This is a genomic window from Streptomyces sp. KL109B (genome assembly GCF_030766935.1).
GTDB lineage: Bacteria > Actinomycetota > Actinomycetes > Streptomycetales > Streptomycetaceae > Streptomyces.
This window is the reverse complement of the sequence record NZ_JASERL010000009.1, coordinates 248,245-263,028: the sequence shown is the minus strand read 5'-3', so window position 1 is coordinate 263,028 and position 14,784 is coordinate 248,245. Positions and strand designations below refer to the sequence as shown.

The 14,784-nt window shown below is 71.6% G+C and carries 15 protein-coding genes; 14 read left to right on the top strand and 1 reads right to left on the bottom strand.

Annotated elements, in window-relative coordinates; genetic code table 11:
• The first annotated feature begins 149 nt into the window (after positions 1-149).
• The 14 genes from RBJ65_RS28730 to RBJ65_RS28665 all read left to right on the top strand — a co-directional run bounded on the left by RBJ65_RS28730 (position 150) and on the right by RBJ65_RS28665 (position 13,409).
• On the top strand, positions 150-869 hold the full coding sequence (locus RBJ65_RS28730; RefSeq protein WP_306317052.1) for a TetR/AcrR family transcriptional regulator: 720 nt from the start codon (positions 150-152) through the stop codon (positions 867-869).
• 289 nt (positions 870-1,158) lie between these two features.
• Positions 1,159-2,127 (top strand): MFS transporter, encoded by a 969-nt coding sequence (locus RBJ65_RS28725; protein ID WP_306317053.1) that lies wholly within the window; start codon positions 1,159-1,161, stop codon positions 2,125-2,127.
• 33 nt (positions 2,128-2,160) lie between these two features.
• Positions 2,161-2,508, top strand: a complete 348-nt coding sequence (locus RBJ65_RS28720; protein WP_306317054.1) for a hypothetical protein — start codon at positions 2,161-2,163, stop codon at positions 2,506-2,508.
• A 2-nt stretch (positions 2,509-2,510) separates the two neighbouring features.
• The gene (locus RBJ65_RS28715) at positions 2,511-3,335 is read left to right on the top strand and encodes an alpha/beta fold hydrolase (protein ID WP_306317162.1); all 825 of its coding nucleotides are present in this window, start codon (positions 2,511-2,513) and stop codon (positions 3,333-3,335) included.
• Complete coding sequence (locus tag RBJ65_RS28710) at positions 3,335-4,438, top strand: asparaginase (protein ID WP_306317055.1); 1,104 nt, start codon at positions 3,335-3,337, stop codon at positions 4,436-4,438. The genes RBJ65_RS28715 and RBJ65_RS28710 overlap by 1 nt, the downstream gene beginning before the upstream one ends.
• 48 nt (positions 4,439-4,486) lie before the next feature.
• On the top strand, positions 4,487-5,452 hold the full coding sequence (locus tag RBJ65_RS28705) for a PDR/VanB family oxidoreductase (protein ID WP_306317056.1): 966 nt from the start codon (positions 4,487-4,489) through the stop codon (positions 5,450-5,452).
• A 76-nt stretch (positions 5,453-5,528) separates the two neighbouring features.
• Positions 5,529-6,797 (top strand): Rieske 2Fe-2S domain-containing protein, encoded by a 1,269-nt coding sequence (locus tag RBJ65_RS28700; RefSeq protein WP_372341189.1) that lies wholly within the window; start codon positions 5,529-5,531, stop codon positions 6,795-6,797.
• Entirely contained in the window at positions 6,787-7,653 is an 867-nt protein-coding gene (locus tag RBJ65_RS28695; protein WP_306317057.1) for an alpha/beta fold hydrolase, read from the top strand. Before RBJ65_RS28700 ends, RBJ65_RS28695 begins: the two co-directional genes overlap by 11 nt.
• Before the next feature lie 35 nt (positions 7,654-7,688).
• Complete coding sequence (locus RBJ65_RS28690) at positions 7,689-7,859, top strand: hypothetical protein (RefSeq protein WP_306317058.1); 171 nt, start codon at positions 7,689-7,691, stop codon at positions 7,857-7,859.
• A complete protein-coding gene (locus RBJ65_RS28685) occupies positions 7,849-9,201 on the top strand; it encodes a M20 family metallopeptidase (RefSeq protein WP_306317059.1) in 1,353 nt (450 codons plus the stop codon). The genes RBJ65_RS28690 and RBJ65_RS28685 overlap by 11 nt, the downstream gene beginning before the upstream one ends.
• A complete protein-coding gene (locus RBJ65_RS28680; protein WP_306317060.1) occupies positions 9,198-10,133 on the top strand; it encodes a catechol 1,2-dioxygenase in 936 nt (311 codons plus the stop codon). The genes RBJ65_RS28685 and RBJ65_RS28680 overlap by 4 nt, the downstream gene beginning before the upstream one ends.
• A 59-nt stretch (positions 10,134-10,192) precedes the next feature.
• On the top strand, positions 10,193-11,053 hold the full coding sequence (locus RBJ65_RS28675; RefSeq protein WP_306317061.1) for an alpha/beta fold hydrolase: 861 nt from the start codon (positions 10,193-10,195) through the stop codon (positions 11,051-11,053).
• Positions 11,050-12,102 carry an LLM class flavin-dependent oxidoreductase gene (locus RBJ65_RS28670; protein ID WP_306317062.1) on the top strand — a complete coding sequence of 351 codons (1,053 nt, stop codon included), beginning with the start codon at positions 11,050-11,052 and terminating at the stop codon, positions 12,100-12,102. Before RBJ65_RS28675 ends, RBJ65_RS28670 begins: the two co-directional genes overlap by 4 nt.
• Positions 12,099-13,409, top strand: coding sequence for an MmgE/PrpD family protein (locus RBJ65_RS28665; protein WP_306317063.1), 1,311 nt, complete (start codon positions 12,099-12,101; stop codon positions 13,407-13,409). Before RBJ65_RS28670 ends, RBJ65_RS28665 begins: the two co-directional genes overlap by 4 nt.
• A gap of 194 nt (positions 13,410-13,603) precedes the next feature.
• On the opposite strand, the gene RBJ65_RS28660 is transcribed toward RBJ65_RS28665, so the two are convergent.
• On the bottom strand, positions 13,604-14,767 hold the full coding sequence (locus RBJ65_RS28660; RefSeq protein ID WP_306317064.1) for an FAD-dependent monooxygenase: 1,164 nt from the start codon (positions 14,765-14,767) through the stop codon (positions 13,604-13,606).
• Positions 14,768-14,784: the final 17 nt, after the last annotated feature.

Sequence of the window (14,784 nt, the reverse complement as noted above, 5' to 3'; positions counted from 1 at the left end):
CAGCGCACAACAAGGGTGCACGATGCATGGCTTGTGCACGATACACACCCCAGGGATTCGCGTCTGCGCGAGGCGGCCGTACGGTATCTTGTACGGGCCCTTGTTGTGGTCGCCCGGCGTTGTGGGCGGGTGGTGGAAGGAGAAGCGGAGTGGCTGGTTCGCCGTCGGGTGCGTCCGCGTCCGCGTCCGCCGCCAAGCGGAAGCCGCGGGGCGCCAAGTCCCTCTCGCCGGACCAGATCATCGAGGTGGCCACCCGGATCTGCGACGAGGAGGACGTCGACGTCCTCACCATCCGGCGCCTCGCCTCGGAGCTCGGCGTGGGGCCGATGACGCTCTACAGCTACTTCCGCAGCAAGGAAGAGATCCTCGACGGTATCGCCGACCACGTGATGGGCAAGTTCCGGCTGCCGTCCGAGGACGTGACCGCCCCCGCCGATGTGGTGCGCTCCCTGGCCTGGGCGTTCCTGGGGATGATGCGGGAGCACCCCAGCATCGTCCGGCTGTTCTCGACGCGCGTGAACACCGGACCCGAATCGATGCGCGGGGCCTTCGACTCGGTCATCGGCCAACTGCGCGCGGTCGGATTCGCGGACCACGACGCGGTGCGTGCCTACGGGATGATCCTCCAGTACACGCTCGGATTCGCCTCGTACCAGGCACCGCGCTCGTGGGGGAAGCCCGACCACCCGGACGTCGAGGAACTGCGGCGACAGCGCACGCACTTCTACGCGGGCCTGCCTCGTGAGGGCTTCTCCAACATGGTGGATCTCGCCGCCGAGATCACCACGCTGCCCAGCGACGACCAGTTCCGCTTCGGGCTCGACTGCCTCGCCGAGGGCCTCGTGCGCCGATCCGACATCGCCGACTGACCCACCCCTTTCAACTCCCCTCCCGACCCGTCACGACCGCCTGGCCGTGACGGGTTTTTCTGTGCCGCAACGGCCGTGAAACATGGCCGAACCTTGACGGCATACGGTGGCCGGTACATAGTACGAGACACCTGATCCCGAGATTTTCCGCCGCTCGGCCCACGGCCCGGTGCCCGCGCCTCGCGATCGACAGCGCCACGAGCAAGACGCAGATTTCCGGCTGCCCTGACACACCACGTCTCCCGCACCCGAGCCACTCGCCTCTGCTACCGCTTAAGGAACCCCCTCCATGACCGAAACCGACCCGGGTTCACGCCGGGCCCAGAGCCGAAAGGCCGCTGCCGCGGGCTGGATCGGCACCACGGTGGAGTACTACGACTTCTCGATCTACGGACTCGCGTCGTCCGTCGTCTTCGCCAAGCTCTTCTTCCCCACCTCCGACCCCTTGGTGGGAACCCTCCTCTCGCTGTCGACCTTCGCCATCGGCTTCGTCGCCCGGCCCGTCGGCGCCGTCGTGTTCGGGCACTACGGTGACCGGCTCGGCCGGAAGGGAGTCCTGGTCGTCACGCTGGGCCTGATGGGCGGTGCCACGGTCGCGGTGGGTCTGCTCCCGACGTACGGACAGGTGGGGATCGTCGCTCCGGTCCTGCTCGTCCTCGCCCGGCTCATCCAGGGCTTCTCCGTCGGCGGCGAGTACAGCGGCGCGATCCTGATGACCGTCGAGCACGCCGAGGAGGGCAGGCGCGGCTTCCGCGGCTCCCTGATCAACACCGGCACGTCCGCCGGTCTTCTCCTGGCGAACCTGGCCTTCCTCGGCGTCCTCCAACTGCCCGACGAGCAACTGGAGTCCTGGGGCTGGCGACTGCCGTTCCTGGCCAGTGCGGTGCTGATCGTCGTGGGCCTCGTCGTCCGCCTGAAGGTGACGGAGAGCCCGGAGTTCACCGGGGTCAAGGCGGAGAACACGGTGCGCAGGCTGCCGATCGTGGAGGTGTTCCGCGAGTCCGGCAAACAGGTGGCGCTGGCCTCCATCGGCATTCTCAGCGCGGGCGTCGCCTTCACCATGGCGAGTGTCTACAGCCTGGAGTACGGGCGCACGGCCCTGGGTCTGGACAGCGACACCATGGTCTCCGTGCTGCTGCCCGCGACGCTCGTCATCATCGTCTGCGTCCCGCTCGCCGGAGCGCTCTCCGACCGCTTCGGCAACCGGACACTGTTCCTCGCCGGTGCGGTCTCCATGGTCTTTCTGCCCTTCGCGTGACTCGCGCTCCTGGAGACCCGCGAGTACTGGCTGATGCTGCTCGGCTTCGCCCTGCTCTTCATCGGCTACTCCGCCAACTACGCGGTGGTGCCCGCCTACTTCTCGCAGGTGTTCCCGGCACACGTCCGCTTCACCGGCATGTCGATCGGCTTCACGGTGGGTCTGATCGCGGGCAACGCGGTCGCCCCGGCCATCGCCACGTACCTGCACGACGCCACCGGCGGCTGGGTCGGCATCGCCGCCTACATGGCGACGATGTCGGTGCTGTCGCTGGTGGCGGGGGTGTTCCTGCGCGAGCCGAAGGGGACCGCACCGACCGCGACCAAGGACGGGGCACCGCCCGCCGGAGCGGACGACGCGCACATGAAGGAGAGCGTGTGAGCATGCGACGCGGCTACGCCGACACGCCTTTCGGCCAGATCCACTACGTGGAGGAGGGACGGGGCGAGCCCGTCCTCCTGCTCCATCAGACCCCGCGCTCCTGGGACGAGTACCGGGATGTGCTGCCGCTGCTGGGCGAGCACCGACGCGCGATCGCCATGGACACTTTGGGTTTCGGCGCCTCGGCCCGGCCCCAACAGGCGTGGTCCATCGAGCTGTTCGCCGATGGTGTCGTCGCCCTGTGCGATGCCATCGGCCTGCCCCGCGTGTCTCTCGTGGGGCATCACACCGGCGGTGTGGTGGCTCTCGACGTGGCGGCCCGGCTCCCCGAACGGGTAACGGCGCTGGTGCTCTCCGGTGTGCCGTACGTCGATGCCGAGCGGCGTCGGCGGGTGGCGTCACGGCCGCCGATCGACCAGGTCGACGCGCGCGCGGACGGTGGTCACCTGCTGGAGTTGTGGCGCGGGCGCGAGTCCTACTATCCCGCCGACCGGCCCGACCTCAAGGCGCGGCTCGTACGCGACGCGCTGACCGTGCTCGACCGGGTCGAGGAGGGGCACGAGGCGGTGAACGCCTACCGGATGGAGGAGCGCGTCGGGCAGGTCCTGGCCCCCACCCTGATCCTGTGCGGGGCGCTGGACACGTTCTCCCGACCGGACATGACACACCTCAAGAACCGTATTCCCGGGGCGCGTTCCGCCCTGCTTCCGGAGACAGGCGTGCCGTCCGTCGACCACCGGCCCGAGCAGTTCGCCCGCGCCGTCGCCGAGTTCCTGACGGAGTGCGAGCGGCCGACGGCGGGCGCGGAGCGGAAGGGGGCGGCGTAATGGCAGACGGAAGCCGGCGCCCCGTGGTGACGTGGATCGCCACGGGCGGCACGATCGAGGCGCGCGGACACGACCGGATGGACCGCACGGCCTACGGGGAGTCCCAACGCCGGGTCCCACCACGGGATTTGGTGGCCGAGCTGCCGGAGCTGGACGACGTGGCCGAGGTCCGGGTGACATCCTGGTCACCCACGGACGACGACGCGCGCACGGGCCACGACGACGCCGGTGACACCTATGACGCCGGTGACACCGACACCGCCCGACCACCCAGCCACGCCTGGACCGTTGAAGACCTGGCCGCGCTCGCCCGCCGGGTGACACGGGAAGCCGCCGACCCCGAGGCGACAGGTGTCGTGGTCAGTTGCGGCACCAACGGCCTGGAGGAGGTGACCTTCCTGCTCTCCCTGACGGTCGGCGGCCGGGTGCCGGTGGTCGTGACCGGGGCCATGCGCCCGGCGTCCGCGCTGGGCGGCGACGGTCCTTCCAACCTGCTCGACGCGGTGCGGGTGGCCGCCGATCCGGCGTCGGCGGGGCGCGGCGTCCTCGTGGTGTTCGACGGCTCGATCCTGGCCGCGCGCGACGCGGCGAAGACGGCGACGTACCGGCTGGACGCGTTCCGCTCCCCGGAGTTCGGCCCGCTGGGCGTCGCGGACGCCGACGGCCAGGTGGTGTACTCCCGCAGACCGGAGGAGACACCACCGGATCCGCCGTTCGACCCGACGGCGCTGCCGGGCGCGCTGCCGCGCGTCGACGTCGTGGTCTCCTTCCTCGGCGCGGACGGGGCACTGGTGGACGCCGCGGTGGCGGCCGGCGCTGCGGGCATCGTGAGCGCGGGTCTCGGTGGGGGCTATCCGACCCCGGCCGAACAAGCGGCCCTGGAACGAGCGGCGGGCGAGGGCGTGTTGGTGTGTCAGGCCTCCCGGGTGGGCTCGGGACGGGTGGTGCCGCACGCGGGGACGCGGGCCGGAGGGTTCGTCGCTGCGGGCGACCTGAGCCCGTGGAAGGCGCGGCTGCTGCTGACCCTGGCCCTTGCCGAAAAGCTGCCCGCGGCGGACGTTCAGCGCCTCTTCGCGCATCCGTCCATTGACGTCCGTACTTAGACTCGTACATAGTACGAGCGAGCATCCGCAGTCCCTCAGGAGGCAATCGTGAACCAGCCGTTGGACGACCTCGAAGGTGTCCTCGATCTGCGGGTGGAGCAGCTGCGCAGGGAGTCCGACGGGGTCGTCTCGCTGACCCTGGTGGACCCCGACGGGGGCGCGCTGCCGGAGTGGACCCCCGGAGCCCATATCGACCTGGGGCTGCCCGGCGTGGTCCGCCAGTACTCGCTGTGCGGCGACCCGGCCGACCGCTTCACGTACCGCGTCGCGGTGCTGCGCGAGGAGAACTCTCGGGGTGGCTCGCGGTATGTCCATGAGGCGCTGCGGGTCGGGGAACTCGTCGAAGTGGGCGGCCCCCGCAACAACTTCGCGCTCGCCCCCGCCGAGCGCTACCAGTTCGTCGCGGGCGGCATCGGCATCACCCCGCTGCTGCCGATGATCGCCGCCGCCGAGGCGAGCGGCACACCGTGGTCGCTGGCCTACGGCGGCAGGCTGCGCTCCTCGATGGCGTTCACCGCCGAACTCGCCGCCCACGGCGACAAGGTCGACCTCGCGGTGGAGGCCGAGCGCGGCCCACTGGACCTGGCGGCGCTGCTCGGCATCCCTCGTACGGACACCGCCGTCTACTGCTGCGGGCCCGAAGGGCTGCTCGCGGCGGTCGAGGAGCGGTGCGCGGACTGGCCCGATGGCAGCCTGCACATCGAGCGGTTCAAGGCGAAGGCGGTGGCCGGGGACGCGGCGGCGGACCGGGAGTTCGAGGTGGTGTGCGATCGGTCCGGTACGACGGTGCGGGTCCCCGCGGACCGCACCGTCCTGGACTGCCTCGACGAGGCCGGGATCGTCGTCGACAGTGCCTGCCGCGAGGGCATCTGCGGCAGCTGCGAGACCAAGGTGCTCAGCGGCGACGTGGACCACCGCGACTCGCTGCTCAGCGCCGACGAACAGGCCTCGGGCCAGACCGCGATGCTCTGCGTCTCCCGCGCCCGCTCCGAGCGGCTGGTCCTCGACCTGTGACCGGCGCCCCCGCTCCCCTCCCCCGGCTGAGCGCGCGAAGCCGCCACGACATGAACAGACACGAAGGACGGACAAGGTGAATCCAGCAGACACCAACCCGAAGACGACCACCGCCACGGCGGCCGCCGCACCCCAGGCCGCCCGGCGCAGGCCCCGAAATGCGGCCACGCCCCCGGCCACCCGCGAACACACCACCGAGCGGCCGGTGTCGGACCCCGAGGGGCAGGACTGGTCGAGCTGGCCCATGTACAACAGCGCTGAGCTGGGTTTCCGCGACTACTGGTACCCGGTGCAGTGGGCCGGCCAGATCACCGAGAAGCCCGTACAGATCACCCTGCTCGGCGAGAAGATCATGCTGGCCAGGGACGACAAGGGTGTGGTCCGTGCGCTGCACGACCGCTGTCCGCACCGGGGTGTGCCGCTCTCGCTCGGCCGTCCCCAGTACCCCGGCACCGTCAGCTGCGCCTATCACGGCTGGACCTTCGACCTGGAGAGCGGCAAGCTGCGCGCCGTCCTCACCGACGGCCCCGACTCCCCCATCTGCGGCAAGCTGGCCGTCCGCAGCTACCCGGTCGCCGAACGCCTCGGGCTCGTCTGGGTCTACGTCGGTGACAGTGACGGCGAGACACCTCCGGTGGAGCGGGACATCCCCGACGAGCTGCTCGACCAGCCGTTCGTGATGGGTGGCCGCACCGACGTCCGAGACGGCAACTGGCGGTTCGCCGCCGAGAACGGCTTCGACGAGGGCCACGCCAAGTACCTTCACAACACGGCTCTTTGGCGGCTGTTCAAGGTCATGCCGGCGTGGAACAAGACCCGTGTCGTCGAGAAGGGCGACTGGCTGATCCGGGTCCAGGACGAGGTGCACTGGGAGGCGGAGTTCCCCGGCCTCGGCACCTGGACCAACAAGCGGTGGTGGAAGCGGATGCCGCTGCCCGACCACCCGGGCAAGTCGCAGAACATCAACCCGGTCATCAAGTCCCTTGACATCCCCGGCTTCGTGTCGATCCGCCTTCCGGGTCTGCTGCGGGTCGCGTACCCGCACTTCATCCACTACGAGTGGTACGTCCCCGTGGACGCCGACCACGTCCGCTACGTGCAGCTGATGGTGCGTTACGAGACCGGTCCCAAGGCGGCGTTGTTCAAGGCCAAGTACCTGGCGGCGATCCGCTGGCTGTTCCACGGGCAGTTCACCGGCCAGGACGCCTGGATGGTCGATGTCACCGACGCGCCGCCGGAGCGCCTGTACCGGCCCGACCTGTCGCTGACGGCCTGGCGCCGCCACGTCGAGCAGCGCGAACTCACCGTCCAGCCGCCCCAGATACGGCCCACCCGTGACTGCTGAGGTCCCGGCCGGCCGACTGGTCGACGTCCATGGTGCGGGTGTCCACGTCACCGATCTCGGCGGCGCCGGGACTCCCACGGTGCTGCTGCACGGCGGCGGCCCCGGCTGCTCTGCGTGGACGGACTTCGGCGCCGTGGCCCACCAGTTGGGCGAGGGGCGCAGGCTGCTCCTCGTCGACCTGCCGCAGTACGGCGGCTCTGACAGCCCCGACATCACGGGCGGACAGTTCGCCTTCCACGCCGACCACGTACGCGGGCTGCTCGACCAACTCGGCGTGGAACGGGCCGACTTCGTGTGCCAGTCACTGGGCGGCTCGGTCGCCCTGCTGCTCGCCGCGCGCCACCCGGAGCGGGTCGGACGCCTGGTGATCACCGGCAGCACACCTGTGCCGGGCCCGGCGCGGGACGAGCCCTCACCCGCCGTACGGGCCCGCGAGGAGTACTACGGCGACGGTGGCCCGAGCCCCGCCAAGATGCGCGCCCTGATGACACGGCTCGAATGGTACGACCCGACGGGCCCGCCCCAGGAGACCGTCGAGCTGCGCCATCGCAACGCCGTCGCACCGCGCGCCCTCGCCCGCGGCACCGCCGCCACCGGGCGCGGGGAACCCGAGGACCTGGGCGCCCTGCTCGGCGAGGTCGCGGCGCCGGTCCTGCTGCTGTGGGGCGCGTACGACCCGTTCTGCTCCCCCGTCCACGCGTTGGCCCTCGCGGACCGGCTGCCCCGCGCCGACATGGCCGTGCTCTCCCGCACCTCGCACCATCCCGCGGAGGAACGCCCGGGTCGCTACGCCGCCCTAGCGCGCGCCTTCCTCGACCCCGCGCCCGTCCCCTCCTCCGTCTCCCGATCCCTGTGAACAGCCCACCCCTCAGCACCAGTTGGAGGTCCCTCATGTCACGGTCAGCCCTCAAGGTCGGCCTGTGCGGCGCCCTGGTGGCGCTCGCCGCCGCCCCGACGCTCCGGCGCGCCGGAGCCGCACTGGTCCTCAAGACCACCGGCACCGTCGTCCGCGACGAACGGCCGCTCGCCCGTGCGGCACAGGCCGGCACCGATGGACGCTGAAGCCACCGCCGCGGCCGAGCGGCGCCGCGCCTGGACCGAGGCGGCCTGGGCCCACATCGACGAGCGCCGTATCGCCGAGCTGATCTCCGGGATGGTCGCGATCCCCAGCCCGACCGGCGAGGAGGGCCCACTGGCCGGCTGGCTGGCGGACCGGCTCGTCGAAGCGGGCGCCGAGGGCCGCTACCAGCCCATCGACGCCGACCAGGGCAACGCGGTCGGCCGGCTGCGCGGCGACGGCACCGGACCGGACCTGCTCCTGTACGCGCCCATCGACACCCTCACCGTCGGCACCGAGGAGGAGGACGTCCCCTGGATCGGCCCCGAACTCCGCCTGGACATGCGGACCGAGCCGGTCGTCGACGGACACCACGTCATCGGCCTCGGCGCCAGCAACCCCAAGGGGCACGGCGCCTGTGTGATCGCCGCCGTCGAGGCGGTGCGGCGGGCCGGAGTGCCACTGACCGGTGACGTCCTGGTGGGGCTCGGCGCGGGCGGCATGCCGACCAACCGCAGGCCCGTCGACGGCGCGCGGTACAACGCGGGCCAGGGCAACGGCTGTTCCTTCATGCTCGAACAGGGGCTGTGGGCCGACTACGCGCTGATCACCAAGCCCGGCTGGACCGCGGCGTGGGAGGAGGTCGGCCTGTGCTGGTTCCGGATCCGGGTCAACGGAACGTACTCGTACGTCGGCAGCCGGCACCGGATGGACTACCGCAACCCGATCGTCGACGCGGCGAAGGTGATCACCGGGCTTGAGCGCTGGTTCCCCGAGTACGCGGCGAAGCACACCGACGGGCTCGTGGCGCCGCAGGCCAACATCGGTTCCGTGGAGGGGGGTTGGGCCCGCACGGCCTCCCTCTCCCCCGCCCAGTGCCGACTCGACGTCGATCTGCGGATCAGCCCGCGGACGAGCCCGCAGGAGGCCCGCCGCGAGTTCGCCGAGGCCATCGACGCGATCCGCGCCGAGCACCCGGACATCGACCTGGACTGGGAGATGACCCTGGCCATCCCCGGCACCGCCACCCCTCAGGAGAGCTGGATCGTCCGCGCGGGCAAGGCCGCGTGGGAGGAGATCGAGGGCCGTCCGCACGAGCCGATCCTCCTCAACAGCGGTGCCACGGACGCCAATATCCTGCGCGCCCGAGGCATCCCGACCGCCCGTATCGGCATGGACCGCATCGGCGCGGACGCGCCGATGAAGCTGGACTTCCCCGCCGGGATGAACGTCGCGGACGCCCGTGAGGCACACCGCCTCACGCGCGCGCTCGTGCACGCCGTGATCAACACCTGTACGCGCACCAGAGCGGACGTGTCCGCCGCAGAGAGGGGCCCGGTGTCATGAGTTCCGTCGTGATGGGGGTCGGGGCCTCCCACAGCACCCTGATGAACACCCACTGGGCGGAGGTGGACCACCTCAAGGGCGCCCACGCCTTCCGCGACGGCCTCGGCACAGCACGTCAACTCCTCGCGGAGCAAGGCCCGGACGCTCTCGTCGTCATCGGCTCGAATCACTTCCGCGGCTTCTTCCTCGACATGATGCCCGCCTTCACCGTCGGCGTCGGCGAGGTGCTCGGCGCGGGCGAGGCAGGCACCCCGTCCGGGCCACTGCCCGTCGACACCGACCTCGCGCGCCATCTGGTGGACTCGCTGGTCGGGGACGGGTTCGACCCCGCGTTCTCGCTGCGTCTGACCGTCGACCACGGCATCACGCACAGCCTCCAGCACCTGCTGCCGGACCTCGATGTGCCGATCGTTCCGGTGGTCATCAACATGTTCGCGCCGCCCCTGCCGTCCCTCGACCGCTGCCGGGCACTCGGCGAGGCCATCGGGCGGGCGGTGCGCGCGGACGGTTCCGCGAAGCGCGTCGCCGTGATCGCGTCCGGCGGACTCTCGCACCAACTGCCCTGGCCCAAGTGGTTCGAGACATTGAACGACGACGACCGCTTCCTGGTGGAGGCATGGCTGAACGGCCGTGACTCCTGGAGCGAGTACGAGGTGCGTCGACGGCAGATCATCCGTGCGGCCCGACCCCGTATCAACGAGGAGTTCGACCGCCGCTTCCTCGACATGGTCACGTCGGGTGACATCGGCCCGGTGCTCGGCCTGACCTCGGACGAGCTCGCCGCCGAGGCCGGCAACGGCGCCCAGGAGATCCGCTCGTGGATCGCCATGAAGGCCGCCGTCGGCCCGTGCACCGGACACACCCTCGCCTACTCCGCGATCGACGAGTGGCTCACCGGAATGGGTGTCGCCGTGATCGAGCCCCGCCCCTGAACTCCCTTGCCACGCACCACACTTCACACGTTTCGTACGTTCAGAAAGAGAGACCCCCGATGAGCATCTGGACCGATCTGACCGGCACCGACTTCCGACTGTCCTACGTGGACGTGGCAGGGCTGCGCACCCGTACGCTCCGGGCGGGCGAGGGCGATCCGGTGGTGTTCCTGCACGGCACCAGCGGCCACCTGGAGGCGTTCGTCCGCAACATCCCGGCGCACGCGGCGGCCGGTTACGCCTGCCACGCCATCGACATGCTCGGCCACGGCTACACCGAGGGCCCCGACCACGACTACCGCATCCCCCGCTACGTCGACCACGTCCTCGCCTACCTCGACTCCCAGGGCATCGACAAGGCGCACTTCGTCGGCGAGTCCCTCGGCGGCTGGGTGGCCGGGCGGCTCGCGGCCGACCACCCGGAGCGGGTCGGGCGGCTCTCCCTCGTCGCTCCCGGCGGCACCGTCGCCAACCCCGAGGTGATGGAGCGGATCAGGACCAGCACCCGCAAGGCGGTGGAGAGCGACGACATCGGCCTGACCCGCAAGCGCCTGGAACTGCTCATGTTCGACCCGGCGGCGAACGTCAGCGACGAACTCGTCCGCGTACGGCACGACATCTACCACCGCCCCGAGTTCGTCAAGCAACTGCCGCACCTGCTCTGCCTCCAGGACATGGTCAACCGCACCGAGGACCTCCTCACCACCGAGCAGCTGAACCGCATCGCCGCACCGACGCTCGTCGTCTGGGGCGCGCAGAACCCCTTCGGTGATGTCCCCGAGGCCCACAAGCTGGCGGAGCGGGTGCCGAACTCCCGGCTGGAGATCTTCGCCGAGTGCGGGCACTGGCCGCAGCACGAGCACGCCGCCCGCTTCAACGCCCTGCACCTCGACTTCCTGCGCGAGGAGCAGGCGGCATGAGCGCGGCGGGTCCCGCCGCCGGTCCGCGCGTCGGCATCCGTGTCCCGCCCTGCGAACGCGTGGACACGCTCGTGGGGACGGTGCGCAGAGCCGAGCAACTCGGCTTCGACGAGGCGTGGTTCCCCGACTCGCAGCTGCTGTGGCGTGACGTCTTCACGGCCTTGACGGCGGCGGCGCTCGGCACCGAACGGATCTCGCTCGGCACGGCCGTCACCAACCTGGTGACTCGGCACCCGGCCGTCGTGGCATCCGCCGCCCGTAGCGTCGCCGAGCTGGCGCCGGGCCGGTTCACGCTCGGGCTCGGTGTCGGCAACAGTTCGGTCGGGCCCGTGGGGCTGCGCCCCAGCACACGCGCCGCGATGCGGGACGGGATCACACAGCTGCGGGCGCTGCTGTCCGGCGAGGAGTGGGACTACGACGGTGTGCGCTCGCGACTGCGCGACCCGCGGCCCGAGGTGCCGATCCACTTCGCCGCGAGCGGCCCGAAGAACCTGCGGCTCGCCGGGGAGCTCGCCGACGGTGTCATCCTGCTCAGTGGTGCCTCGCCGAAGACGCTCGACGGGGCCACGGCCCGGGTGCGGGAGGGCGCGGAGGCGGCGGGCCGCGACGCCTCCGCGATCCCGCTGACCGTCTCGGCGTACTGCGCGGTCACAGACGACGTCGAGGCCGCCGCCCGGACCATCAAGCCGATCTGCGCGTCCATCGCCCAGAACGGCGGGGCGCCGTTCCTCGCCCTCGCGGGCATCGAACTCGACGTCCCCGCACGGGTGGAGGGTGTCTACCCGGACCTGGTCCACGCCGAGGACTGGGAGGCGGCGGTGCGGATCTGCTCGCAGTGGGTCAGCGACGATGACGCGCTCCGCTTCGTGCGGCAGTTCTGCCTGTTCGGCACGGCCGAGGAGATCGCCGACCGGATGCGTTCCCTGCACGCCTCGGGCGTGAGCGGGGTCTTCCTCCAGCACGTCGGCTCGTACGATCCGCCGACCGAACTCGTGGAGAGCGTGGGCACACAGGTGCTGCCCGCCCTACGGGAGGGGCCCCGCCGGTGACCGTACTGGAGGACCTGGCCCGCCGGGGACGCCGGGCGGCGCGGGCGGCGGACACCGAAACACGTGCGCTCGCCGCGCTGCACGTACTCGACACTGTGGGGTGCGTGGTGGCGGGCTCAGGGCACCCACTGGCGGCCCAACTGGGCGGCCTCGTCAGGGACATGGGGGACGCGGGCGCCATGCGGACGCCCGCCCTGTCCGGCACCCATCCGCTGCGTACGGTCGTGTGGGCGGAGTCGGTCCTCGCGCACGTCGACGAGTACGACGCGCTGCACCCCGGCGCGGCGGTGGCGCCGGGCGCCGTGGTGGTGCCGGCCGCGCAGGCCGTGGCCGAGCGGGAGGGGCGGCCGGGCCGGGCGGTCGTCGACGCGGTGATCAGCGGCTACGAGGTGGTCGTCGAGGCGGGCCTGCGGTTCGGCGGCCCGCGGCTGTACGAGCGGTCCTGGTGGCCGTCGGCGACCTTCGGCGCGCTGGGCGCGGCGGCGGCGGTGGCGAGCCTGCTGGGCCTCGACGAGGACGACACCGTGGCGGCCCTCGGGATCGCGGCGGCGGGCCTCGGCGGACTCCTCAGCGGCGACCAACTGGGCGCGGGACACTACCTGTTGCTCGGACACGCCGCCGCCGACGGAACGGAGGCCGCCCACCTCGCGCGGGCCGGGGCGCGGGCCTCCCGCACCCTGCTGGACGGCCCGGCCACCGCCGCGCTCGGCACGCCGCCCGAAGCGCCCACGGCAACAGGGCCACATCTCCGTGACTGTACCTTCAAGCGCTACCCGTGCGCCCGGCCGCTGCACGCCGCGCTGGACGCGTTGGCCGAACTCGCCGCGCAGGGAGCGCCGTTGGACCGGACCCGGCGCGTCAGGATCGGCCTGCCGGGCCCTCTCTTGCGCTTCGTCACCGCCGACCGCGATCCGGAGGGACCCACCGAGGCGGCGGCCAGTGCCACCTTCGCCGTCGCGGCCTGGCTCGGCGGGGCGGCGACGGACGTCGGCTTCTTCCGTGGGCCGCTGCCGCCGGACGCTCCCGAGGTGCTGGTGAGGCACGACCCCGCGCTCGACGCCCACCTGCCGGGCCGCTGGGGAGCCAGCGTCACCGTCGAGTTCACCGACGGCGGTGACCCGGTCACGTACGAGGCCCTCGACACCCACCGGACACCCTCCGTCGCGGACCTCACGGACACCGTGGTGGCGAAGTTCCGTCGCCAGACATCCACGTACGCCACCCGCGCCGACACCGACCGGTGGGTGGAGCGCTGCCTGTCCCTGGACACCACCCCGCCCCCCGCATCCTGTCGATCATGCGGGTAAGGGCTACGGCACGAACGACGGTCTCGAACGGGCCGTGCGGGTACTGGATGCCGATGTCCGTCACCGGGATCCCGAACGCCGACGCGCACTTCTTCAGCCGGTGCGGGCACTGATCCCAGGTCGAACGCGCCGAGGAGTTCAACGAGGTGGTCGGCCGGTACCTCAGGAGGCACGCGGGCCGCTGACCGGCGGCCTCAGCCCAGGGGCACCGTCCAGGCGTCGTATCCGTACACCCACTCGCCGTTGCCCGAGGTGCGCAGCCAGTCGTTGCCGCGGGAGCCGAGTTGGACGCGGGCGGTGCGCTCCTGGCGGGTGGTCTCGTACGACTTCAGGGCCGGTTCGGGGCAGCGGGGGTCGGCGCCGGCCAGGGCGCGGGCGAGGACGACGGCGTCCTCGATGGCCATGGCGGCGCCCTGGGCCATGAAGGGTGTCATCGGGTGGCAGGCGTCGCCGAGCAGGGTGCGGCGGCCCGAGGACCACGAGGGCAGGGGGTCGCGGACGTACAGGGCGGACTTGAGGACCTCGTCGCAGGCGTCGAGGACGGCGCGCGCCTCGGGGTGGAAGTCCCGGTAGTGGGAACGGAGTTCGGCGGCGTCGCCCGGGGTGGTCCAGGACTCGTGCTGCCAGCTCTCCTGGGCGGTGGTCGCGAAGACGAACAGGTCCCGGCCCCGGTTGAGGGGGAAGGTGACCAGCTGGGTGGCCGGGTCGGGCCCCCACCACTTGGTGAAGGCGTCCAGGCCGGGGAGGTCGAGGCGGCCCGCGGGGACCACGGAGCGGTAGGCGACGACGCCGGTGAAGTGCGGGCTCTCCGGGCCGAACAGGGCGGTGCGTACGACGGAGTGGATGCCGTCGGCGCCGACCAGGATGTCGACGTCCGTCTCGGTGCCGTCCTCGAACGTCGCGGTGACACCGTCGGCGTGCTCGGTGGTGTGGGTGAGGCGGCTGCCGAAGCGGACGGCGCCGGACGGCAGCGCCTCCTCCAGCGCGGCGAGCAAGTCGGCGCGGTGCATGGTGAGTTGCGGTGACCCGTACCGGGTCAGGGCTTCCTCACCCATTTCGATACGGGAGGTCTCCTCGCCGGTGTCCCAGGTCCGGCTGAGACGGCGGGTGGGGCGGGCCGCCGTGCGTCGTAGTGTGTCGCCGATGCCCAGGCCGTCGAGGGCCTTGACCGCGTTGGGCGTGAGGTTGATGTCGGCGCCGACGCGGCCGAAGTGTGCCGTCTGTTCGAAGACGACTGCCTCCAGGCCGACTTGGCGCAGGGCGATCGCGGCGGCCAGCCCGCCGACACCGCCGCCCACGATGCCGACGGTGGGTGTCTCGCGAGTCGCGCGGTGGTGCTGCTGCTTGTTCTCGTGCATGGTGCGGTTCTCCGTGG

Excerpts from the sequence above, each read along its gene's own strand:
- RBJ65_RS28725 (WP_306317053.1), top strand. The coding sequence starts at position 1,159 with ATGACCGAAACCGACCCGGGTTCACGCCGGGCCCAGAGCCGAAAGGCC.
- RBJ65_RS28720 (WP_306317054.1), top strand. The coding sequence starts at position 2,161 with ATGCTGCTCGGCTTCGCCCTGCTCTTCATCGGCTACTCCGCCAACTAC.
- RBJ65_RS28715 (WP_306317162.1), top strand. The coding sequence starts at position 2,511 with ATGCGACGCGGCTACGCCGACACGCCTTTCGGCCAGATCCACTACGTG.
- RBJ65_RS28710 (WP_306317055.1), top strand. The coding sequence starts at position 3,335 with ATGGCAGACGGAAGCCGGCGCCCCGTGGTGACGTGGATCGCCACGGGC.
- RBJ65_RS28690 (WP_306317058.1), top strand. The coding sequence starts at position 7,689 with ATGTCACGGTCAGCCCTCAAGGTCGGCCTGTGCGGCGCCCTGGTGGCG.
- RBJ65_RS28685 (WP_306317059.1), top strand. The coding sequence starts at position 7,849 with ATGGACGCTGAAGCCACCGCCGCGGCCGAGCGGCGCCGCGCCTGGACC.
- RBJ65_RS28680 (WP_306317060.1), top strand. The coding sequence starts at position 9,198 with ATGAGTTCCGTCGTGATGGGGGTCGGGGCCTCCCACAGCACCCTGATG.
- RBJ65_RS28675 (WP_306317061.1), top strand. The coding sequence starts at position 10,193 with ATGAGCATCTGGACCGATCTGACCGGCACCGACTTCCGACTGTCCTAC.
- RBJ65_RS28670 (WP_306317062.1), top strand. The coding sequence starts at position 11,050 with ATGAGCGCGGCGGGTCCCGCCGCCGGTCCGCGCGTCGGCATCCGTGTC.
- RBJ65_RS28660 (WP_306317064.1), bottom strand. The coding sequence starts at position 14,767 with ATGCACGAGAACAAGCAGCAGCACCACCGCGCGACTCGCGAGACACCC.